Below are 21095 nucleotides of genomic sequence, written 5' to 3'. Positions count from 1 at the left end.
CCTACTTGTTGAAAAATTAGTCTTGTACGTTATAGCGCACAAATGCTAGGCTTGTCTAGTTTGTGCGTTATAGCGCACGGTGTGGATGGGAGTTTACAGTTAAGCCAAGGAGTAGCTATGCGTGACTGGTTTGTTTTATCTCGAGTGTCGGCTGGTTTTATCGCAGTATTAGTGGGCTATACCAGCTCAGCGGCTATTGTGTTTCAAGCTGCTGCTTCGGCAGGAGCAAGCGAACAGCAAATTGGTTCGTGGTTGTGGGCTTTAGGTATTGGGATGGGGGCGACGAGTATCGGCTTTTCTTGGTATCACAAAAAGCCGATTCTTACTGCTTGGTCTACGCCTGGCGCAGCACTGCTAGTGACTAGCTTATCAGGGCTCTCGGTTAATCAAGCGATTGGTGCGTTTTTGTTTAGCTCGCTATTAATAACTTTAGTGGGTTTAAGTGGTTTGATGGATAAGCTGATCCGTTGGATCCCTCAATCAGTGGCCTCCGCGATGTTAGCTGGTGTGTTATTGCAATTTAGTTTGCAGTTGTTTCAATCACTAGAGAGCCAATTGATATTGGTATCCAGTATGCTGACCTGCTACCTAATCGGCAAATTGTATGCCCCACGCTACGTTATGCTGATTACTTTACTGGTAGGCATTACAGCAGCTTTCTACTTGGGTTTGCTGGAGTTATCGTCGGTGACTTTAGAGCTAGCTATGCCGGTGTGGATTAGTCCATCGTTATCATGGCAGGCTTTGCTAGGTGTAGGTTTGCCTTTGTTTGTGGTTACCATGGCCTCACAAAATATGCCTGGTATTGCTGCCTTGCATGGCAACGGATACCGGCCTGCAATTTCTCCACTGATATCTTGGACAGGTGTCGCCGGGTTGCTGCTAGCGCCATTTGGAGGTTTTGCTTTTAACTTGGCGGCCATTACTGCTGCAATTTGCATGGGCAAAGAGGCCGATGAAGATCCCACAAAACGCTATTATGCCTCGATTTGGGCCGGAGTGTTTTATCTATTGCTGGGCTTGCTGGGAGCAACGGTAGTAAGTATGTTTGCCGCTTTTCCTCAAGAGTTAGTGGTAGCGATTGCTGGTTTGGCGTTGATTAGTACTATCGCCAACAGTTTATCCACTGCTTTAGCCTGCACAAAAGGGAGAGAGGCGGCCGCGATTACTTTCTTGGTAACGGCTTCATCAGTGAACGTGTTTGGCATTGCCAGTGCGTTTTGGGGTTTAAGTATAGGTTTGATCGTGCACTGCCTGTTTTCTCAAGATGGATTGAGCGAGGAAAAGAAAGACACGGATGCTGCTGGAAATAAGGTCTAGCTTATTTTAAGGTTTAAGAACCGTGAGTTACTTTGATGGTCAGCTTGATTAAACGTTTCTGGATCTTGTTATTTAAGAGTGTGCTAGTGTTTACCCTATTAGCAGAGATACTAGTGTTAGGCTTGCGCTGGTTCGACCCTCCAACCTGGTCTTGGCGCATTCATCGAGCATGGTTTCCACCGGCCTCATACCCAGAAGAGATTAAATATCAGTGGCAACCATTATCACAAATCCACCAATCAATGCCCTTGGCGGTAGTTGCCGCTGAGGATCAGCGGTTTTTGTCGCACTATGGCGTAGATTTTCTAGCTATCTGGAAAGCTTTTAAAAGTAATCAAGAAGGTGGACGAGTAAGAGGCGGTAGTACGATTACTCAACAAACTGCTAAGAATCTGTGGTTGTGGCCTAGTCAAAGTTATTGGCGAAAGGCTGTAGAAGCTGGCTTTGCAGCTTTGCTAGAGTTAAATCTACCTAAATCCAGAATCATCGAAATTTACCTAAATATTGCTGAGTTTGGCCCTGGTATTTTTGGAGTAGAAGCCGCTAGCCTGTATTACTTTAATACACCTTCAAGCCAGCTTAGCGTTGATCAGGCGGCGAGCTTGGCAGCTTTGCTGCCAAGTCCTTATAGATACAAGCTAAGGCCTAAAAGTACATTTATGACCAATAGAATCGCATGGATTAGTCAACAAATGCAGCAAATAGGGCCGTTAGATTTAACAAGCGAGTAAATATAATGGTGACTAAAGAGCTGCTTGAAATAGGCTAATAACAAACTGTGATGATAGCTTTAGGCAAAGCAGAATGACAAAAACAGAGATTGCAATAAGGCTAGCTTTTGAGAGAGTTTTTAAGAATCCAAAGAACATAATGACCTCACTTGAGTTTAGCCATCCCTGGGTTTTCGATTCAAAGTAATTATACGGTAAATTCAGTAAATGCTTAATTTTTAAATTTGTTTTGGATCAATATTCGCCGCTGTTTTTTTGAACAATATTTAAGGAGTGTGACCGAGCAATCGATCTTAAACTCGATAAAAATGTTTCTAATTACTCATAATAAAAATGATAATGGTTTTCATTTGTTTTAATGTAAGTTAATGAAATGTAAATATAATATGCAGTGCGCTAAGTTTGGGTGTATACTTTTTTGACACCAAAAATTGGCAGCTTGGAGCGCAGTAATGAAAGCCGAACCCAAAATAATTGCTTTGTTAAATAAGGTCTTAGTCTCAGAACTTACTTCGATTAACCAGTATTTTTTGCATGCCAGAATGTATAAAAACTGGGGTTTTGATGCGCTGAATGAGCGTAATTATAAAAAATCGATTAAGGATATGAAGCAAGCCGACAAATTAATGGAGCGTATTTTATTCCTAGAGGGTTTGCCTCATGCACACATGTTGGGTGTGTTGCGTATTGGTGAAGCTACCGAGGAAATGCTGCAATGTGATATGGACTTCCAGCTCGAACAGTTACCAATTATTAAAGAGGCTATTGCAGACTGTGAACAGGCTAAAGACTTTGTCAGCCGAGATTTATTAGAAGAAATATTAGGTTTTGAAGAAGATCATATTGATTGGATTGAAACACAGCAATATCAAATTAAAAAAATGGGCCTAGACAATTACTTAGCTGCTCAAATTACCAAAGGAGATGATTAATGAAAGGTAATAGTGAAGTCATTGATGCGCTAAACCGCCTGCTAATGAATGAACTAACGGCAATGGATCAGTACTTTATTCATTCACGCATGTATGAAGACTGGGGCCTTAATAAATTGTATGAGCGTATAGATCATGAGTTCGATGATGAAAAAGGTCATGCCTCACTACTTATTCAACGTATTCTGTTCCTCGAAGGTACGCCAGACTTAAGCAAACGCGAGCCTTTGCGTATTGGTAGTGATGTGCCAAGCATGCTTGAGAATGACTTAAAGGTTGAATACGAAGTAGATGCGCTTCTTAAAGAAGCTATGGCCCTTTGCGAACTGAAGCAAGATTATGTAACACGCAATATGTTGCAAACTCTGATTGACGATACCGAAATGGACCATGCGTACTGGTTAGAGCAACAGCTAGGACTTATCAAGAAAATTGGCTTAGAGAATTACCTACAAAGCCAAATGTAAAACTTGTGCTCAGCAGATATAAAAACGAGAGCTCTTGCTCTCGTTTTTTGTTTTATACCAATCACACTAAGTAGGTGTTCAAAAAAACGCAGGAAAAATACTCGAGAATGAGGCAGAATTTTTTGATAAGTAGTTATTCTACAATCAAAAATTCTAACGCAGTTATCGAGTATTTTAACCAGATAGAGTGAACAGTTACTTAGTCAGGGCGAGATCATGAACGCTTTCGCCCTTTGATTTGACGCCGATCGCCGTCTGTGATCATATGCTCTCTTTTTGGGAGCCCTCACCATGCACATCAAATCGTTTCAGGAACACTTTAAGCCCGTCGAAGACCCTCGCCAAGGAGCCAAGGTGCGTCACCCGCTGTTCGATGTGTTGTTTGGTACCTTGTGTGCGGTGATTTCCGGCGCAAAAGGCTGGCACGATATTCGTGAATACGTGCTTGGCCACCACGACTGGTTTAGGGACCACGGGCTTTTTAAACTCGGTGTTCCTGTCGATGACACCTTTGCCCGGATCATCTCAAGCGTTGAACCTGAACAGTTCAGAGAGAGCTTTCTGGTGTGGATGAAAGCGGTACATGAACTAACTGAAGGCAACGTTGTTGCTATCGATGGCAAAACGCTCCGAGGCTCCTACAATCGCGACGAACGCAGTAGCGCCATCCACATGGTCAGCGCTTATGCGTCAGCCAATAAGTTGGTTCTCGGACAGCTAAAAACCGACAGCAAGAGCAACGAAATCATCGCAATCCCGGAACTGATAAAGATGCTTGAGCTGCGTGGCGCACTGGTCACCATTGATGCCATGGCATGCCAGACCAAGATCGCTAAAGCCATTGTTAAGCAAGGTGGTCACTACCTGCTGGCGGTAAAGGGCAATCAGAGCAACCTGGCAAAAGCGGTACAGGCAGCATTCAGTAAGCAGCGCGGGCAATCACCTGACGCACAAGAGCTTCAGACTGAAACAGGTCGGGGACGGATAGAATCCCGAATCAGCCACGTACTCAGAGCAGATGCGCTGGAAGGCGATTTCAGTAACTGGTGCAGCCTGAATACCATTGCTATGGTTGAGAGCTATCGCACCGAAAAAGGCAAACCGACCAGCCTTGAGTACCGTTACTACATCAGTTCTAAAGAGATGACAGCGACGCAAATTGCCACTGCTGTTCGCGAGCATTGGGCCATTGAAGCGATGCACTGGGTGCTCGATGTCAGTTTGCAGGAAGACGCCTGTCAGATATTTAAAAAGAACGCAGCGGAAAACCTAGCTTGTCTGCGCCATATGTCATTGAACATGCTGCGCTCTGAGCCGACTAAGGCCAGTATTCCGACGAAGCAGAAGCGCTGCTGGATGAAAACTGAAAACCTCGAGAAGGTGTTGGTCGCCGGGTTCTCAGCAATGGCTGATAGCTAAGTTTCGACGCAGACAATCGGTCAAAAAACATTCATGCGCTTGCCCTGGTTACTTAGTACGATTGGTATTAGTTGAGCTGCCAGCTAAATTGCGTCCAATTCCGCTCTAAGGCGAGCTGTTTAAGCTTAGGGCAGGGGTTAACCGTGTATGCATTGTCTACATACTCTAGTAAGGGCTGATCGTTAATTGAGTCAGAATAAAAGCTGATTGATGAGTATTGCCTTGACTGATCGGTGAGCCATTGCTTAAGCCGTGTGACTTTACCTTCTCGAAAGCTAGCAACACCCTGTATTTGTTCTGTGTATTTTCCCTGCTCGGTATGTAAATCAACGCCTAAGTGATGTTCAACACCTAGTAATTGCGCAACTTGGTTAACGATAAAGCTAACTGTAGCCGAGATTATTAGTACTTCATGGCTTTGCTTTAACTGAGAGATTAATACTCGGCCTTGTGGGTAGGCAATACGATTAACTTGCTGGCGAACAAAGTGACTTACTAAGCGGTCAACTTGCTCACTACTAAGGTGTTTTATCGGAGTTAAACTGAAAGATATGTATTGTTCTAAAGCTAGCTCGCCTAACGCATATTGCTGCATCATTGCTGCGTCTTGCTCAAGAAAACCTGCTTGGGTAACTACTCCTTCTTGTACTAGAAATTGATGCCATAGTACACCGCTGTCTCCGGCGATCAGTGTTTCATCTAAATCGAATATATGTAGTTCCACAAAAGCCTCTTTCACGAGTGAGTGACTAAAGACGATGCTAAGGAAAACTGAAGGATAGCTCAATGGCTAAATTTTATTTAGGGTAAAGAAAAGGCCAGCTAAGCTGGCCTTGTTATTTTATGCAGTATCTTTTTTGAGATTCTCTGGTAAGCCATCTGGTACTGGCGCCCAACTGCGTTGTTGCGCTTCGCCGTGAAGTACCTTGCGTAGCTTCTCGTTAGCAGCTGCAGCGTAAATTTTCTCGGTTTTGATTTCTTCTTCTTTACGTTTAAGGGCATCTTCCATATCTAACTGGAGATCTTTGTAACGTTTGCTGGTTGCCAAAAAGACTAGACCAATTAATACCACTAGCACCGCAACTACCGCGCCGAATAACCACCAAGCAATGCCTGATTCTTGGGCTTGGCCGGAACTTTCTGAGCGTTGAACGAGTTCTACAATATGAGCGCTTAGCTTATTGTTGTCTGCTCGTAATTCATCTCGTTGCGTTTGCATTTGGTTAAACTGTTCTTGCAACTGTTTTTGTTGCTCAGAGTTACCCGTGTTTTCAGCAATGGTTTTCTGTAAACCAAGGACTTGCTCGTTTACGCCAGCGAGTTGTTTTTCAAGCTGCTGATTTCGCTCTAACAACTGAGCCTCAGCATTGCTGCTACCAGCTTGTTCAACTTGCGCATATAAGCTTTGGTTAGACGCAGTCAATGTGCGGTTCTCATTGCTTATCTTATCGTTAAGTTGTAGCAGCGCTTGGTAATCAATCAGCTTACTGTTTAAGTCATTTTGTAAACGCTGATTAATTTTTTGAGTGTCATTCAGCGCAGATTGCAGCTTACTAATGGTTGCATTCTTTTTACTTAGATCATTTTTAAGCAAATCTAAGGTACGCTTCATTTCAGGGCTTGGACCACTAGACTTAGCAATTGGCTTAGGTTGGGCTACTGCTTTTGTGGCAGTCGCAGTGGTTGCTTTAGGCACTGGTGGTGGCAGCACGGCTTTAGGTTTAGCTACCGTGCTAGTTGCTTTCTTCGCCGTTGCAGTGGCGCTTTTAGCAAATTTTGCAGGTATTGCGGTGTAAATTTTGGGATCTTTTTCAACAATCCAAATTTCTAAACCATGTTTGCTTTTGATCCACTTCCACTCCTCTACACCCATATGGTGAAGAGCACCATTGGTTAGCGTATAAGAGAACTGTTTAGCATCTTTACGTACAGGAATCGTAAAGGCTACACCGAAGTCGTCAAACTTACTCGGCATTAACGGAGCAGCAGGAGTGGTGCCTTTACGCAAACGGAAGTCGGTTCTAGCACCAACTTGTTTGCCATTCACCATTTCCTCACCAGCCCAGACATGTAAACCCCAGCCGTCATAGTTGTTAGAAATGCTCTTGTAGTGAACAGTCACGCTATCTGCACTGGCAACTGTACTAATACACCAGAAAAGTAATATAAATATGGATGCTCTTTGCACAATTACTCCATTAACTTGTTTAAGTCGCATGAGCCCATAATAACTAAAAAAACATTAAAGAAGTAGCAACTAGATCACCAATATGGTGTTAAATTTTAAAGAAAAATAGACTTAGCTCCAATTGCTGCAGGTTTTTGCCGTAAAAATGTCCAGTTATTACTGTTAATTGATTTTATGGCGAATAACAAATTGTCTGACCTTATGAGGATTGCAAGATGAAATATCGTCAATTAGGAGAATCAAATCTGAGAGTGAGCGAAATTTGTCTAGGAACAATGACTTGGGGGGAACAGAACTCTCAAGATCAAGCATTTGATCAACTTGATTACGCTATAGCAAATGGAGTTAACTTTATAGATACCGCTGAAATGTATCCGGTGCCGCCCCAGCAAAGCACTCAGGGCGATACTGAAACCATCATTGGTAATTATTTAACGAAACGAAATTGTCGCGATGAGTTGATCTTGGCGTCAAAGGTTGCGGCTCCTTCAAAGTCAGATCGTGGAGGCTATATTCGGCAAGATATGCGGCTTACATGGAATGGTATTCATCAAGCACTACAAGACTCTTTAAATCGATTACAAACCGATTACCTTGATCTTTACCAAGTTCATTGGCCAGATCGTGCTACTAACTTTTTTGGCGAGTTAAACTATCAGCACCAAGAAGGCGCTGATCAAACACCTATCATAGAAACACTCGAAGCCTTAGCTGACCTTGTGAATTCGGGAAAGGTTCGCTACCTAGGGATCTCCAACGAAACACCTTGGGGAGCAATGCGTTATGTTCATTTAGCAGAGAAGCATAACTTGCCGAAGATCGTCTCGATTCAGAACCCTTACAATTTGCTTAATCGTAGTTTTGAAGTTGCCTTAGCGGAAGTGTCGCATCGCGAGAATATCCCTTTATTAGCCTACTCCCCATTAGCCTTTGGAGCACTAACTGGGAAGTATTTGAATGATAAGTGGCCCGAAGGAGCGCGCCTCACCTTATATAAGCGTTTTGCGCGCTATGGTCCAGATGCTCAACAAGCGATTCAGCATTATGTAGATTTAGCGCGTGAATTTGAGTTAAGCCCTGCCCAGTTAGCCCTGGCATTTGTCAATCAGCGTAGCTTTGTGGGAGCCAATATCATTGGTGCCACCAACCTTGAACAGCTCAAAGAAAATCTGAATAGTACTAAAGTGTTGCTGTCTGATCAGTTGGAGCAGCGAATTCAAGAGTTGGGTGATAAATTTAGGATCCCTTGTCCCTAATGCGTGAATCTATAATCAAAGAAGATCGTTCTGAAAACCTTAGGCAATTACTAGAGCAGGTAAGTGCTTGTCGTTTGTGTGAGAAACAGCTTGAGCCACGCCCGGTGGTGCAGGCTAGTGTTCTATCAAAGATATTGATTATTGGTCAAGCTCCTGGAATAAAAGTGCACAAAAGTGGCGTGCCTTGGGATGACGCCAGTGGTAAGCGTTTACGACAATGGTTGGGGCTAGAACCAGAGACATTTTATGATGCAGAAACGGTGGCTATTGTACCTTCTGCTTTTTGTTACCCTGGTAAAGGTAAGCATGGAGACTTGCCGCCACCAAAATTGTGTTTTGATACTTGGCATCAACAAATCATTGAGCAACTCAATAAGGTTGAGCTTACTTTGTTAATTGGCCAATACGCCCAAGCTCTTTATTTGCCCACAGATACAAAAACCACGCTAAGCGAAAATGTTGGTAATTATCAGCATTACGCGTCCCAAGGTATATGGCCTTTACCGCATCCTTCACCGCGCAATCGCCATTGGTTTGCTAAGCATCCATGGTTTGAGCAAGATTTAGTTCCTAAACTGCAAAACCAGATTAAGCAGTTATTAACCTAGTTGCTAAAGCTACGCTCATCTAACCATTGTTTAGGAGACATATTGGTGTTGGCTCTAAATGCTCGGGTGAAGCCAGATACACTTTGATAACCCACTTCCGAGGCAACCCAAGTAATTGGTTTTCCCCGCTTTAGCAGCTGTTTGGCTTGGTTGATTTTCCATTCCACTAAATAGTCGCCAGGCGAACAGCCGATAGTCTGCTTAAAGCTTTCAATAAAACTAGTGCGCGACATAGCCGCTTGTTCTGCTAGCCATTCAACTGAGTGCTCGAAAGCCGTTTGCTTATGTAAAGCCGCTAAGGCGAGCGATAGTTTGGGGTGCAATAAGCCGGCAATTAAGCCGGAGTGTTTGTTTTGTTGGTTAATACTGTGGCGTAGTAATAAGGTGACGAGGACTTCCACCAACTTGTCCATAATCACTAACGAGCCCTGGTCAGTCTCAAAGGCTTCGCTAAAGAGCAACTCTATGGTGCGGGCAAATTGAGCATGTTGACTAAGCGGTAGCACAATTTGCTCTGGCAAGGCATTCGCTAGCGCACTGTGATTGGCATTGTCATATCGAATAGTGGCACACACTAGCTCTGCTGGCTGTTGCTCATTCACAATAAGTCGATGGGCTTGCGGTTGGGGGAAAAAAATTAAACTTGGTGCAACTACATTTAATCGTTGCTGCTTGCTTTGAATACATAAACTGCCAGATCGCAATACATGAATGTGTCCAACGAGCTGATCACCTGTAGCCACATCAGATAAGCCACATAATTGCCCTGAATAAAAAACACCAGCGCTGATTGAAAACTGTCTGAGTAGGCTAGAAAGTTGGTCCATTTTAGTTATTCCGTACTTTTTGCACTAATTGCTGAACGATTGTATCCCAACAGACCGGAGCTAGCCGTTAATGTTTCATTGTCGTTTAGCACACTATTATTTGGAGAATGAAAATGAACACACTAAAAGCAATTATTCGTACCAGCGCACTTGCCACTTCCCTAGCTGTTAGTAGCTTTAGCTTTGCTGCCGATGTGGGTATGAGCGTAGACGCCAATGATTTAGCCATTAAGGGCTATGATCCAGTTGCCTACTTTGTCAGTGGTCAGCCAACCCAAGGTAACAATAGCTATACCGCCACTCATAATAATGCTATCTACCATTTTGCATCAGCAGACAATCGTGATGCATTTAAAGCTGACCCTGCTAAATACGCGCCTCAATACGGTGGTTATTGTGCTTTTGGCGTAGCCATGGAGAAGAAGTTTGATACCGACCCAACAGCATGGAAAATTGTCGATGGGAAGCTTTACCTTAACCTTGATAAAAAGGTCCAGCAGCGTTGGTTAGAAAACACCGGTGAATTGATTGTGGACGCCAACCAAAATTGGCCAGAAATAAAAGCCGTAGATGCCGCTAAACTTTAATTGCATCTATTACTATCTCATCAAATAGGGCTGCCTACTTGGTGAGATAGTATTGTTGGTACAAGTCTTCGATAAGTGTGGCCAACTTAAAGTCACGTTCACTTACTCCGCCTAATTCGTGGGTAGTTAATGAAATATCTACCTTGTTATAGCAGTTGGACCAATCTGGATGATGGTTTTGCTGCTCAGCGTAATCAGCTACTCTTCCCATAAATTCAAAGGCTTGTACAAAGTTCTTAAACCGATAAGAGTTTACGATAACGTTATTTTGGTACTGCCAACTTGGTAGGTGTTTTAAGGCTAAGTGAATAGCTGGTTGGCTTAGTGCATGCTCACTCATAATTACCTCTAACTTGTTTGATTACCTATAAGGTTAGTTTAGCGAGAGCGTGAAGTCAGTTTTACTAGCATGGGAAGTAAATATATTGGCAGTTGAATTGCTCCCATGTAAATCATGTATTCAACGCCAAGAAAGCTACCGGTAATACTATAGGTGAGCAAAACATTGCGGTTAGTGGCGGTTATGCCACTAATAATGGCGAGATTTCTTCCTTTATTTAAGAACAATAAAAAGCTGGCGACAAAGGCAATTAAACAGGCAGCACTAGCAATTGCCAAATACTCTAACGCAACGGCTGGACTGGTGTCATACACTTCGCGAAATGCTCCCATTAGACCCAAGGGGAAAAAAAACACCAATACTATGGTTACTGGCCGGATCTGAATAAGTGCTTTGTCGATCAGTTGTTGCTTGAGCAGTTTGTGCAGTAACAAACTGATAATAATAGGTAATATGATGAAAATTGCTAAACGTTGGCCATAAACCTGCATGTCTAATTGTAATTGCTGGTGATGACTAAAGTGGCTAAACAGATGACTATTAAGCAGTAATACGCCAGGCATTAATAGGGTAGAGGCAATTGTCATGGCCATACAGCGTTGAGCATCTAAGCCTATCGAGCGAACAATCGCGGGGCTGGCGAACAGAGAGCCAGTAGCGCAAGTGGCTGCAATGGCTAAATAGAGTTGGCTACTAACATTGAAAAACCAAGCAATTAGCATGATCAACGCGGTTAAACCAAGCGTATGCCAAATTGCGTAAAGCCAAATTGATGTTTGGGCTAAGTCTTTAACTAAAGTTTTGATGTTCAAACTTACGATGGTAAATAACATTAAAGCAAACAGTACCGCCGGTAAAAAAGGCAGTAAGGCATTAGAGAAGTTAGGCAGCGCAAAGCCGATGAAAACACAGCTGGCTAATAGCTGAGTAGAGTAGCGAGTGATAAACCTTAGCAAGTCCTTGCCCCATTTTGGTTATACGCTGTGCTAGCGCGGTGTTATTTACAGATTGAAACGCAAGTTAGAAACAGATTCAAACAAGTGTTTGAAAAATACTAGCAAAGAGATGTATGATTGCAAATGCTACATTTGGCCAATTGTTATTCATGGGCCGAGTATGGGATGCTAATCTGAAATCTATTGCGCGTCGAGTTACTCGTCGGGCTTGCAACACTGTTAAGGGTAACATGAACCAATTAGCGAAGTTTTAACTTCGTTAACTACATAATAACTATAAAATAAAGGAACGTTTGATGAGTAAACCGACTAATAACGCATCTAGCTATCATCAGCTGGAACACTACCAAGTATCGAATTTGCTTTATCAGTTTATTAATCAGGATGTTTTGCCAAACTCTGGTGTTGAGCAAGACAGCTTTTGGTCTGGGCTAGAAGCCTATTTAGACCACTTCATTACTAAAAACCAAGCCTTGTTGGCCAAGCGTGATAGCTTACAAAGCCAAATTGACCAATGGCATCAGCAGCATCCGGGCCCCATAGATGCCAAAGCTTATCAGCAGTTTCTACAAGATATAAATTATCTGGTTAAAGCGCCTGAGCAAGTTAGCCTTGCTACTTCAAAAGTCGATCGCGAACTTGCACTGTTAGCAGGCCCACAATTAGTGGTGCCGGTAATGAATGCTCGCTATGCATTAAATGCCGCTAATGCTCGCTGGGGTAGTTTGTATGATGCACTCTATGGTACCGATGTGATTGAGCAAAGTGGTGAGCTTGCCCCCGGCTCTACCTATAACCCTGCGCGCGGAGAAGCGGTTATTGCTTATGGCCGCGCATTACTTGATAAACATTGTCCCTTAGCTCACGGCAGCCATGCTGACGCTACTAAATACAGTGTGCTTTCTGGCGGTTTATTGGTTGGTCTTAAAGACGGTTCGAATACCACCTTGGAAGAAGCCTCTCACCTTGCTGGCTACCAAGGGGATGCTGAGCAACCTTCGGCGATTTTGTTGCAGCATCATGGTTTACATATCGAGATTCAATTTGATGCAGAACATCAAATTGGCGCGCAAGACAGTGCCAATGTAAAAGATATTGTATTGGAGTCTGCACTTACCACCATCATGGATTGTGAAGACTCTATTGCCGCAGTAGACGCCGAAGATAAAGTGGAAGTTTACAAAAATTGGTTAGGGTTAATGCGTGGAAGCTTAAGTGAAAGCTTAACCAAAAACGGCAAACAGATTACTCGCGAGCTAGCGCCTAACCGCCAATACATTAACGCACAAGGTCATGGCTTTAGCTTAAGTGGACGCTCGTTAATGTTTGTGCGCAACGTGGGTCACCTGATGACCAACAACCTAATGTTGGACGCTAAGGGAAATGAAGTCCCCGAAGGCTTACTTGACGCGGTATTTACCAGTCTTATCGCTAAACATGACTTGCTTGGAAATAGCCCTTATCGCAACTCGCGCGAAGGGTCGATTTACATTGTTAAACCTAAAATGCATGGCCCAGAAGAGGTTGCGTTTAGTAATCAAATTTTTGCAGCCGTTGAAGAGCTTATCGGTCTTACAGCTAACACCATTAAATTGGGCATAATGGATGAAGAACGTCGCACCAGTGTTAATTTAAAAGCCTGTATTGCCGAAGCTCATCAGCGAGTGGTGTTTATTAACACTGGTTTCTTAGATAGAACTGGGGATGAAATTCACACTAGCATGGCTGCCGGCGCTATGGTGCCAAAAGGTGATATAAAAGAAAGCGTGTGGATTAAAGCGTATGAACTCAACAATGTACAAGCCGGCCTTGCTTGCGGTTTGCACGGCAAAGCACAAATAGGTAAAGGCATGTGGGCCATGCCCGAGATGATGGCAGCTATGATGCAGGCCAAACAAGCCCACCCCGAAAGTGGTGCGAGTACGGCTTGGGTTCCATCGCCTACTGCGGCAACGCTGCATGCGATGCATTATCATCAGGTAAATGTAGCGAGTATTCAAAATCAATTATTAGAGGCGCTAAGTAGTGATGACCAGCGTTACTTAGATGACTTATTAACACCGCCATTGGCGGTTGATACCGCTTGGACTGAGCAGCAACTTATTGCAGAACTAGATAACAACATCCAAGGCATTCTTGGCTACGTTGTTCGCTGGGTAGAGCAGGGAGTTGGCTGTTCAAAGGTGCCAGATATTAATGGAATAGGTTTAATGGAAGACCGCGCTACCTTGCGTATATCTAGTCAGCACGTGGCAAACTGGTTAAAACACAATATTGTGAGTGAAGAGCTAGTGAAGCAGCGCTTTGAAGTGATTGCCGCATTGGTCGATGAACAAAACAGTGGCGATCCAGCCTATCTGAATATGGCAGGAAATGTCGCTACCAGTTGCGCCTATCAAGCTGCTCTTGATTTGGTATTTAAAGGTTGTGAGCAACCTAGTGGATATACCGAGCCATTATTACACGCATGGCGACGAGAATTTAAAAAACGCAAGTAAACATTTTCATTATTAATAAGCACCTTAATAGGTGCTTTTTTTGTATTAGTTTGATATTAAACAATAAAAAATTCTCTAAGGCACTGTAATTATTAGTTAATTTAGGTAGTCTCTTGCTTGTGGCTAAGCTGCTTAATTGAGCCTAGCTACTGAAGTGGATAATTAAATTTTTAAAGGATTAAAATGTTGTTACTACGACTGATATTTGCAGTAGTTGTGCTGTCTCTCACGGCATGTTCTACGATTAAAACTAAACCACTAGCCGCTGACGAGTCTCAATTCTTAGCAGATAAAACCTTAGTCTACACCCGCTATAGTTCGCTTCCAGACTTTCCTGCGCAAACTGCCGCTAACGTTCAATTTGGCTTACTCGGCTTAGCTTCGGCAATTTCTTTTGGTAATGCCATGATTGTAAACAATCAAATTGAAGACCCTGCTCTGGATATTGCACGTGAATTAGCCAGTGGCCTAAGTGATAGCTATAAAGTAAAGGTGGTGGATGATGAATCTAAATCAGTAACCATTCCTGAATTACCTAACATCATCGAACTGTACTCTGATTATGACTACATTCTTGATGTTCGTACTTTGTCTTGGAGCTCGATATATTACGCTAGTGACTGGGATAATTATCGAGTGAGCTATCAGGTGCATGCTCGACTTATCGATCGTGAAAAGGGAATCGTTATTGCTGAAGAAGCCTGTAATAATATGCCTGAGTATGAAGATACTGAGCAAGGGCCTTCTTATATAGAGCTGGAAAGTGGTGAAGGGCTTAAGCGTGAGTTAGCTCGTTCAGTGGAGTTTTGTGTAGAACACATTCGAAATATGGCGCGTTTGCGCGATGAGACAAACGCAAACAATGTTAAAGCTGCCACTGCTGAAAGTCAGACAAACACCAAAACCCTTTAAAGTTCGATATTTGCTACTAAAGCCTCTTTGTTAAGAGGCTTTTTTTGTTAAAAATCTAAGCCAATACCTATCACTAAGCGATAGTCATTTTTATCCGGTGTTATGTCGTCTGAGTCTGCTGTGGGGGACTCGGTGTAATCCCAAATAAAGTCGATGTCTAAATCTAGATCATCAGTAATATCGATGGCCAAATTAAGTAGGTTGTGGTGTTGGTAACCACCGGTCTTTTTCTGCGACAAGGTCATTTGGTAGTCATGAGTCAATTCAATGTTTTTGGTGATGTCTATTTCGAAGTGAGAACCAAAGGACAAACCCATACTGCTTTCTTTGTTTGAACTGCCTTCAGTGACTTCTTCAAAACGGGTTTGCTGCCATGAAGGACCAACAGATAACTCCCATTTTTTGTCATCATCGTCCAACGCAATGTAACCCACTTGTGAGGCTAGTTGGGTTTGTAGTTTAATGTTATTAAGTGGAGCATGATAAAAATCTGCTAATACAGGGCGAAAGAACCAATCGTGGTGTTTATATAAATCGTGAGATAGGTTGATTCGGTGGTTTCGCGCGGTGGTTTCATCATTGGACTCAGACATCACCCCTAGGTAGGTAATTATGGTGCGATTAAGAGCGGTTTTTCGTTCACTGTTAAGCTTACCGTTTATCTCCAAGGTATTAGTGTTTCCGCTGGCAACATTGGCGCTTAAGGTCGCTTTGTTCTTCCAGCGGTCTGCTTCTCGCTCGGCTACCCGATACACCGATATAACATCTTGGCGCGAGGCATAATGGGTGTCTTTGCCTATGATGGTCACGCCGTCTTTATTTACCATTAAGCGGCCACGTACTACCCCTAAACCTCGTAAGTTTACTTGAAACCAGTTGGCAGTGCGCAGCCGTTGAATATCGTCAATATCAATGTTTAGATCGTCTAATTCATCGCTGTCGAATAGCACTTCTTTTTGATAAAGCTCTTCTAAGTCTCCTTGAATGACTTCACCTGAGTCCAATTGAATCCAGTCTTTGTTTTCATCCAAATCTAGTGCGCTAAAGTAGTCTTGTTGAAATTGTTTGGTTATGGAGTTGGGTGTCTGCTCAGCCTCGGGAAGAGAGGTTTCTGCAGCTAACGCTAGGCTATGGCTAGAGCTTATTAACAATACAACAACTAAAAGGCGCATTAAGTGGTGGCTGCTCCATCAGACATTTAATAACAGTATTTTGATATTAGCGGCTTTTTAAGCGATACGGAATAAACGCTTGAGAATACAGGGTGTTTTGTTGAGCCTAATTCACCGCGGTTGCGCGTAGAGTGAAGTGAGATAATGGTTTAATTGGCAATTTGTTATCCCCATTAGTAATAATGAGTGATTGTAGAAAGGGATTTAAATGATGGCTGAAACACTTTTATCCCTTTTTTAGTTTACCAAGTCATAATTAACAGAGCTGGCTATTTTACCTGTGCATTGCGCATCCACTCGCGATACTCATCTGCTCCGTCTTCACCTTCAGCTGGAGACCAAGGCGCAAAATCGTTGGCTGGAGTAGGAACGTAAGCACCCTCTTTAATTTCTAGGCCGACTGTTCCAGCTTGCATACAAGCATATCCATGCCAAACATTAGGTGGAACTTCGATAGCTCGGTTTGTTTCTGGGGACAAACTATGGCGCTCGGTAAGTTCGCCTTGCTCATTAAATATTAGTAAGTCGAGCTGTCCTTTTAGCACTAAAAATAGCTCCCATTTGTGGGCTTCGCTATGGCGATGTGGGCGCATATAGGTATCTGGCTCTGTAGCAATAAACAAGCGTTGCACACCTGCATCCAAGGTGTCGTGCAAATTGTGGTGGCTGCGCTGGCGTGGCGCGGCTTTAGCCTTGTCGCTAAAGTCTGAAAAGTCCTTGTTGTTGATGATTTTCAACATTAACTAGCGTCCTATAAATGAGCGTATTTGATTAAGTCACAATAATGGAGCCAGATGGTGGCATATTTTCGCTGACTCAACAAATGCGAATTATCAGTGTAAGGTGATAGTTCATTCCCCATATTGGTTTAGGAATTAGCGATGAGCAAAATAACAGGTCACTGTTTGTGTGGAAAAGTGAGTTATCAAGTTGATAAGCTTGAGCCCCGCATGGCACATTGCCATTGCAGTATGTGCCGAAGGTTTCATGGTGCTGCTTTTGCTACTTATGGAGAGGCGAAAACCGAGCACTTTCGTTGGTTAAGTGGTTCAGAGTACTTAAAGAAATTCACTGCTGAAAATGGCACCGTGAGACAATTTTGTAGCGAGTGCGGCTCAAGTTTAAGCTTTGCGCCGGCTAATGATGATGGGCGATTTATCGAGTTTAGCTTGGCTACTCTTGATAGTGATTTGGATTTGAAGCCCGATGCTCATATTTTTGTGGCTTACAAAGCCAATTGGTTTGATATTTGCGATAGTTTACCGCAACACCAAGAGGGGCGTGAATAGGCCTTATGTATTCGCCTTGGTTTTGGGAAGTATTAATAAGGCACTTACGCAGTGTTAGTACTTAAATGTTTGATTGCACGGTAAAGTAGACTTGAGATTGTAAGCCTATGTTTCAAGCGACTAAAGTAGCGACAGTGATAGAAGAGTAATAGATATGTCGAAATTTAAAGAACTAAATAAGCTCAGGGCTAACGCTTATGCTAAGCAGCGGAATTTAATCAAACAAGTATTAGCTGGCAAGGTCAGGCAGTGTGAGTATTGCAAGCAGCCTTTGACCGCGGTGTTGCCAGGCCAGGAAAAAGCCCCCGGCGTATATTGTGCCAAGGGCTGTACGTCTATCGAGCTAGAACTAAGTTTACCAAAGTAATTAATCGCGTGGGGCCTGGCGACGATCTTGCTCTAGAAATTTTAGGCTTTCTTCAATCGCTACCTTGGTTTTTTCTACTAATTGTTCCCGTTCTGCATCGCTAATTGCACTCAGTACATCAACGTCATGTCGGATATAACGTGGTGGTAAGCGATTAAGCACCAAGCAACATAAATCTTGCAGAGTATCTAGGTCACAGCGCTTATGGATCTCTAAGGCATGAATTTGTTCACCTAGTAGGAACTCAGTAAAATTATGAATTTCCTCTGATAAGCGCATTATTTTTCCCTCAAGCAAATGTATATATTCAGGTTATATAAGAAAAGCCAGAGTCGCCACTCTCTGGCCCGTTAATCTTATTGTTGTTGAACCGGATTCACATTTAACGCGTTGTTGTATAATGCTTCGTATTGCCAAACAGATTCTTTCCAATGGAATCGAGACAACATTGCGCGGTGCCGCATTGCTTGAAACTCTTCGGGATGTTCTAAATATAGCAATAAAGCCCGGCGTAAAATGTTGAGTAAATCGGCCGGTTCTGGATCATAAAAGATATGCCCAGTTGCGTTTTCTGGATCTTCATCGTAATCACTTACGGTGTCTTTTAGGCCGCCTACGCCGCGAACTATTGGCAAAGTCCCGTAGGCTAAGCTGTACATTTGGTTGAGACCGCAAGGCTCAAATAAAGACGGCATTAAGAAGAAATCGGCACCAGCTTCAACTAAGTGAGCCATTTCATTACTGTAGGCATGAATAAAACGCAGCTTATCTGGCCATTGTTTTTGAATAGATTCTAGTTCTGCCACAATGCCACTATCACCGGTACCAACAATAACCACTTGTACGTTATGACGTAAAAACTGTTGCAGGGCAGGTAATAATAAATAGAAGCCTTTCTGCTCAGTCAAGCGACACACCATGCCAAAAATTGGTACGTTTAACTGGGCTAAATTAGCTTCTACTTGAAGTTCCTGGCGACAAACCGCTTTGCCGCTCATATCGGTGGCCGAGTAATTGGTCGGAATAAACTTGTCGGTTGCTGGATCCCAGTCAGAGTATTCACACCCGTTCAAAATACCGACTAAATCAGCACGGCGTTGTTCAAAGTAGTCACAAAGCCCATGAGAGCCTAAACGGGTAAGTAATTCTTGTGCATAATTTGGGCTTACGGCATTAATTTTGTCAGCAAAGCGAATACCCGCTTTAAGTAAGTTAATGCAGTTGTAGCCATCAAGTATTTGATCGACTAAGCCATCGGCTAAGCCTTCTAAAAGTTGAAATTGGTGCTTCTCAAAGATGCCTTGAAAAGCCGCATTATGGATTGTAAGTACTGATTTGCTGTTACAAAAAAATGGGTGACGGGCAAACTTTTGCTTAAGTAAATAAGGTATAAGCGCGGTGTGCCAGTCATTACAGTGAAATATGTCTGGCTTAAACTCTAGAGCCTCCGCTACTTGGAATACCGCACGCGAAAAGAAAGTAAAGCGTTCACCGTTGTCGTCGTAGGCAAATTCGCCCTCACTATATAACTGGTCTCGTTCAAAATAGTCGTTGTGTTGAATGAGATACACAGGTACATCTTCGAGCATCAGCTTGAAGACGGCGTAATCAATATCTAAACAGTCTTGGCCGGTTTGAAGGCTTAAATCGAGGATCTTCTCAGCTTCATCATGACGATTTATAGTTTTATAAAACGGCATAATAATTCTTACATCTTGGCCATGTTCTTTCAGGGCCAGTGGTAAGGCTTTAGCTACATCGGCTAGGCCGCCTGTTTTTGCTAAGCTTTCGACTTCAGACGCTACAAACAGAATCTTGACAGGATGGGCTGTCACAGAGCACTCCTTAACGATTAAGGCACCAAAGGGTGCCTTATGTGATTCAATATTAGAGTAATTGCTTATTTGTTTTCAAGGCAATTTGCAGTTTAAAAACCTACCTTGGCGTTTTTCGGTATCACTACAATCCCTTCTGGAGACACCGTAAAGCGCTTGCGATCTTCCTCGAGGTTCTCACCAATAATGGTACCAGGAGCAATTTCTGCATTCTTATCGATGATAGTACGGCGGATATGACAACCTTCACCAATTCTACAATTACCAATAAGTACCGATTCACTAACCACCGAACCGGGACGTACGTGGCTTCTAAAACCAAATACACTACGGTTAACTTCTGAGCCTAAGATAAAGCTACCTGCAGAAATGAGTGATTGGCTAACGCTGACTTTTTTGTCGCCAACATCTTTAAATGTGGCTGGTGGTAGCGGTGGGTAATGGGTATGTAGTGGAAACTTGGGGTTATATAGTGAGAATGGTGGCTCTTCGTCCAACAAGTCCATGTGGGCAGCCCAATAAGCGTCTAGAGTACCTACATCACGCCAGTAGCCACTTACCGTTTCGCCTGGAATGGTATTTTGGGTGAAGTCATAAGCAAATACTTTTCCTTTAGGGTAAAGCTTTGGAATGATGTCGTGACCAAAGTCGTGGGTTGAGCTGTCTTCTTTAGCGTCGTCGTAAAGAGCTTCTAATAGGGTTTCGCGCTCAAACACATAGTTGCCCATAGATGCCAATACGTGGTCTGGATCGCCAGGAATGGTTTTAGGGTTCACTTTAGGCTTTTCTTCAAACCCTATCATGCGGCCTTCTTCATCTACTTCAATGATGCCAAACTGATCAGCTTGTTCTTTAGGTACTTTAATGGCAGCAACGGTAAGTGCGGCTTCTTTACGGCGGTGTTCATCTACCATTTGGCGAACGTCCATTTTGTAGATATGGTCGCTACCAAAAATACATACATGCTCAGGTTCGTTTATTTCAATAAAGCGGGCATTCTGGTAAATAGCATCAGCGGTGCCGTCGTACCATCGTTTACCAACCCGCATCTGCGCCGGAACTGCATCAATAAAGCGGTCGGTAATACCTGACAAGTGCCAAGCTTGGCGCAAGTGAATGTTTAAAGACTGCGATTTAAACTGAGTAAGTACGTAGATTTTTAAGAAGTCAGAGTTAACAAAGTTATTTAAGGCAAAGTCTATCAGCCTATAACTTCCTCCAAAAGGGACCGCCGGCTTGGTGCGGCTGTCGGTGAGTGGATAAAGGCGAGTGCCTTCACCACCAGCGAGGATCATTGTAAGAATTCCTGCCATGAGACTTTGTACCTCTGTAATTGTGTTTGTTTCGTGAAATCGTTTTCAAAGTGGCTTGGCTTAGTTTCCAGATATTTA

Annotated in this window: 21 protein-coding genes; 11 read left to right on the top strand and 10 right to left on the bottom strand. The window is 43.2% G+C overall.

The genetic code is table 11. From position 1 onward, the window contains the following. Nucleotides 1-117: 117 nt before the first annotated feature. From K5L93_RS04820 to K5L93_RS04800, 5 genes are all read left to right on the top strand, one after another. On the top strand, nt 118-1320 hold the full coding sequence (locus K5L93_RS04820; protein WP_220718704.1) for a benzoate/H(+) symporter BenE family transporter: 1203 nt from the start codon (nt 118-120) through the stop codon (nt 1318-1320). Between the two features lie 35 nt (nt 1321-1355). Beyond that, nucleotides 1356-2051 carry a monofunctional biosynthetic peptidoglycan transglycosylase gene (mtgA, locus tag K5L93_RS04815; RefSeq protein WP_281422540.1) on the top strand — a complete coding sequence of 232 codons (696 nt, stop codon included), beginning with the start codon at nt 1356-1358 and terminating at the stop codon, nt 2049-2051. 452 nt (nt 2052-2503) lie between these two features. Beyond that, nucleotides 2504-2983 (top strand): bacterioferritin, encoded by a 480-nt coding sequence (bfr, locus tag K5L93_RS04810; protein WP_220718702.1) that lies wholly within the window; start codon nt 2504-2506, stop codon nt 2981-2983. Next, entirely contained in the window at nt 2983-3450 is a 468-nt protein-coding gene (gene bfr, locus K5L93_RS04805; protein ID WP_220718701.1) for a bacterioferritin, read from the top strand. Before bfr (K5L93_RS04810) ends, bfr (K5L93_RS04805) begins: the two co-directional genes overlap by 1 nt. 291 nt (nt 3451-3741) lie before the next feature. Beyond that, nucleotides 3742-4869, top strand: coding sequence for an ISAs1 family transposase (locus K5L93_RS04800; protein WP_220718649.1), 1128 nt, complete (start codon nt 3742-3744; stop codon nt 4867-4869). Nucleotides 4870-4936: 67 nt separating this feature from the next. Here K5L93_RS04800 and K5L93_RS04795 read toward each other — a convergent pair whose 3' ends face one another. Continuing rightward, nucleotides 4937-5593: an HAD family hydrolase gene (locus K5L93_RS04795; RefSeq protein WP_220718700.1), complete on the bottom strand. Its 657-nt coding sequence runs from the start codon at nt 5591-5593 to the stop codon at nt 4937-4939. A 117-nt stretch (nt 5594-5710) separates the two neighbouring features. Continuing rightward, nucleotides 5711-7057 (bottom strand): pullulanase-associated domain-containing protein, encoded by a 1347-nt coding sequence (locus tag K5L93_RS04790; protein WP_220718699.1) that lies wholly within the window; start codon nt 7055-7057, stop codon nt 5711-5713. Nucleotides 7058-7272: 215 nt separating this feature from the next. Between K5L93_RS04790 and K5L93_RS04785 the strand changes: the two genes are divergently transcribed. Both K5L93_RS04785 and K5L93_RS04780 read left to right on the top strand, forming a co-directional pair. Continuing rightward, a complete protein-coding gene (locus tag K5L93_RS04785) occupies nt 7273-8313 on the top strand; it encodes an NADP(H)-dependent aldo-keto reductase (protein ID WP_220718698.1) in 1041 nt (346 codons plus the stop codon). Continuing rightward, the gene (locus tag K5L93_RS04780; protein WP_220718697.1) at nt 8313-8921 is read left to right on the top strand and encodes a uracil-DNA glycosylase family protein; all 609 of its coding nucleotides are present in this window, start codon (nt 8313-8315) and stop codon (nt 8919-8921) included. The genes K5L93_RS04785 and K5L93_RS04780 overlap by 1 nt, the downstream gene beginning before the upstream one ends. On the opposite strand, the gene K5L93_RS04775 is transcribed toward K5L93_RS04780, so the two are convergent. After that, nucleotides 8918-9748 carry an AraC family transcriptional regulator gene (locus K5L93_RS04775; RefSeq protein ID WP_220718696.1) on the bottom strand — a complete coding sequence of 277 codons (831 nt, stop codon included), beginning with the start codon at nt 9746-9748 and terminating at the stop codon, nt 8918-8920. The two genes, K5L93_RS04780 and K5L93_RS04775, sit on opposite strands and share 4 nt — an antisense overlap. A 113-nt stretch (nt 9749-9861) precedes the next feature. On the opposite strand from K5L93_RS04775, the gene K5L93_RS04770 reads away from it, so the two are divergent. After that, complete coding sequence (locus K5L93_RS04770; protein WP_016402936.1) at nt 9862-10335, top strand: YHS domain-containing (seleno)protein; 474 nt, start codon at nt 9862-9864, stop codon at nt 10333-10335. Between the two features lie 34 nt (nt 10336-10369). Here the strand turns inward: K5L93_RS04770 and K5L93_RS04765 are convergent, their stop codons facing one another. Continuing rightward, nucleotides 10370-10675: a 4a-hydroxytetrahydrobiopterin dehydratase gene (locus K5L93_RS04765; protein WP_220718695.1), complete on the bottom strand. Its 306-nt coding sequence runs from the start codon at nt 10673-10675 to the stop codon at nt 10370-10372. Nucleotides 10676-10713: 38 nt separating this feature from the next. Then, on the bottom strand, nt 10714-11631 hold the full coding sequence (locus tag K5L93_RS04760) for a hypothetical protein (RefSeq protein WP_220718694.1): 918 nt from the start codon (nt 11629-11631) through the stop codon (nt 10714-10716). A 296-nt stretch (nt 11632-11927) separates the two neighbouring features. Between K5L93_RS04760 and K5L93_RS04755 the strand changes: the two genes are divergently transcribed. Together K5L93_RS04755 and K5L93_RS04750 are read left to right on the top strand one after the other, a co-directional pair. Beyond that, complete coding sequence (locus K5L93_RS04755; protein ID WP_220718693.1) at nt 11928-14129, top strand: malate synthase G; 2202 nt, start codon at nt 11928-11930, stop codon at nt 14127-14129. A gap of 183 nt (nt 14130-14312) precedes the next feature. After that, nucleotides 14313-15041 carry a hypothetical protein gene (locus tag K5L93_RS04750; RefSeq protein ID WP_220718692.1) on the top strand — a complete coding sequence of 243 codons (729 nt, stop codon included), beginning with the start codon at nt 14313-14315 and terminating at the stop codon, nt 15039-15041. Between the two features lie 47 nt (nt 15042-15088). Here the strand turns inward: K5L93_RS04750 and K5L93_RS04745 are convergent, their stop codons facing one another. Then, complete coding sequence (locus K5L93_RS04745; protein ID WP_220718691.1) at nt 15089-16213, bottom strand: DUF481 domain-containing protein; 1125 nt, start codon at nt 16211-16213, stop codon at nt 15089-15091. 269 nt (nt 16214-16482) lie between these two features. Then, nucleotides 16483-16953, bottom strand: coding sequence for a WbuC family cupin fold metalloprotein (locus K5L93_RS04740; protein WP_220718690.1), 471 nt, complete (start codon nt 16951-16953; stop codon nt 16483-16485). Nucleotides 16954-17094: 141 nt separating this feature from the next. Here K5L93_RS04740 and K5L93_RS04735 point away from each other — a divergent pair, with 141 nt between their 5' ends. Continuing rightward, nucleotides 17095-17502, top strand: coding sequence for a GFA family protein (locus K5L93_RS04735; protein WP_220718689.1), 408 nt, complete (start codon nt 17095-17097; stop codon nt 17500-17502). Nucleotides 17503-17869: 367 nt separating this feature from the next. On the opposite strand, the gene K5L93_RS04730 is transcribed toward K5L93_RS04735, so the two are convergent. The 3 genes from K5L93_RS04730 to glgC form a co-directional block, all read right to left on the bottom strand. Continuing rightward, nucleotides 17870-18148 carry a late competence development ComFB family protein gene (locus K5L93_RS04730; protein WP_016402924.1) on the bottom strand — a complete coding sequence of 93 codons (279 nt, stop codon included), beginning with the start codon at nt 18146-18148 and terminating at the stop codon, nt 17870-17872. A 77-nt stretch (nt 18149-18225) separates the two neighbouring features. Then, nucleotides 18226-19704 carry a glycogen synthase GlgA gene (gene glgA / locus K5L93_RS04725; RefSeq protein ID WP_220718688.1) on the bottom strand — a complete coding sequence of 493 codons (1479 nt, stop codon included), beginning with the start codon at nt 19702-19704 and terminating at the stop codon, nt 18226-18228. Between the two features lie 92 nt (nt 19705-19796). Next, on the bottom strand, nt 19797-21038 hold the full coding sequence (gene glgC / locus K5L93_RS04720) for a glucose-1-phosphate adenylyltransferase (RefSeq protein WP_281422601.1): 1242 nt from the start codon (nt 21036-21038) through the stop codon (nt 19797-19799). Nucleotides 21039-21095: the final 57 nt, after the last annotated feature.

It is taken from the genome of Agarivorans litoreus (genome assembly GCF_019649015.1).
GTDB classification, from domain to species: domain Bacteria; phylum Pseudomonadota; class Gammaproteobacteria; order Enterobacterales; family Celerinatantimonadaceae; genus Agarivorans; species Agarivorans litoreus.
This window is presented reverse-complemented; position numbering and strand designations above follow the sequence as displayed.

Excerpts from the sequence above, each read along its gene's own strand:
- K5L93_RS04820 (WP_220718704.1), top strand. The coding sequence starts at position 118 with ATGCGTGACTGGTTTGTTTTATCTCGAGTGTCGGCTGGTTTTATCGCA.
- mtgA (WP_281422540.1), top strand. The coding sequence starts at position 1,356 with ATGGTCAGCTTGATTAAACGTTTCTGGATCTTGTTATTTAAGAGTGTG.
- bfr (WP_220718702.1), top strand. The coding sequence starts at position 2,504 with ATGAAAGCCGAACCCAAAATAATTGCTTTGTTAAATAAGGTCTTAGTC.
- bfr (WP_220718701.1), top strand. The coding sequence starts at position 2,983 with ATGAAAGGTAATAGTGAAGTCATTGATGCGCTAAACCGCCTGCTAATG.
- K5L93_RS04800 (WP_220718649.1), top strand. The coding sequence starts at position 3,742 with ATGCACATCAAATCGTTTCAGGAACACTTTAAGCCCGTCGAAGACCCT.
- K5L93_RS04785 (WP_220718698.1), top strand. The coding sequence starts at position 7,273 with ATGAAATATCGTCAATTAGGAGAATCAAATCTGAGAGTGAGCGAAATT.
- K5L93_RS04780 (WP_220718697.1), top strand. The coding sequence starts at position 8,313 with ATGCGTGAATCTATAATCAAAGAAGATCGTTCTGAAAACCTTAGGCAA.
- K5L93_RS04775 (WP_220718696.1), bottom strand. The coding sequence starts at position 9,748 with ATGGACCAACTTTCTAGCCTACTCAGACAGTTTTCAATCAGCGCTGGT.
- K5L93_RS04770 (WP_016402936.1), top strand. The coding sequence starts at position 9,862 with ATGAACACACTAAAAGCAATTATTCGTACCAGCGCACTTGCCACTTCC.
- K5L93_RS04765 (WP_220718695.1), bottom strand. The coding sequence starts at position 10,675 with ATGAGTGAGCATGCACTAAGCCAACCAGCTATTCACTTAGCCTTAAAA.
- K5L93_RS04755 (WP_220718693.1), top strand. The coding sequence starts at position 11,928 with ATGAGTAAACCGACTAATAACGCATCTAGCTATCATCAGCTGGAACAC.
- K5L93_RS04750 (WP_220718692.1), top strand. The coding sequence starts at position 14,313 with ATGTTGTTACTACGACTGATATTTGCAGTAGTTGTGCTGTCTCTCACG.
- K5L93_RS04745 (WP_220718691.1), bottom strand. The coding sequence starts at position 16,213 with ATGCGCCTTTTAGTTGTTGTATTGTTAATAAGCTCTAGCCATAGCCTA.
- K5L93_RS04740 (WP_220718690.1), bottom strand. The coding sequence starts at position 16,953 with ATGTTGAAAATCATCAACAACAAGGACTTTTCAGACTTTAGCGACAAG.
- K5L93_RS04735 (WP_220718689.1), top strand. The coding sequence starts at position 17,095 with ATGAGCAAAATAACAGGTCACTGTTTGTGTGGAAAAGTGAGTTATCAA.
- K5L93_RS04730 (WP_016402924.1), bottom strand. The coding sequence starts at position 18,148 with ATGCGCTTATCAGAGGAAATTCATAATTTTACTGAGTTCCTACTAGGT.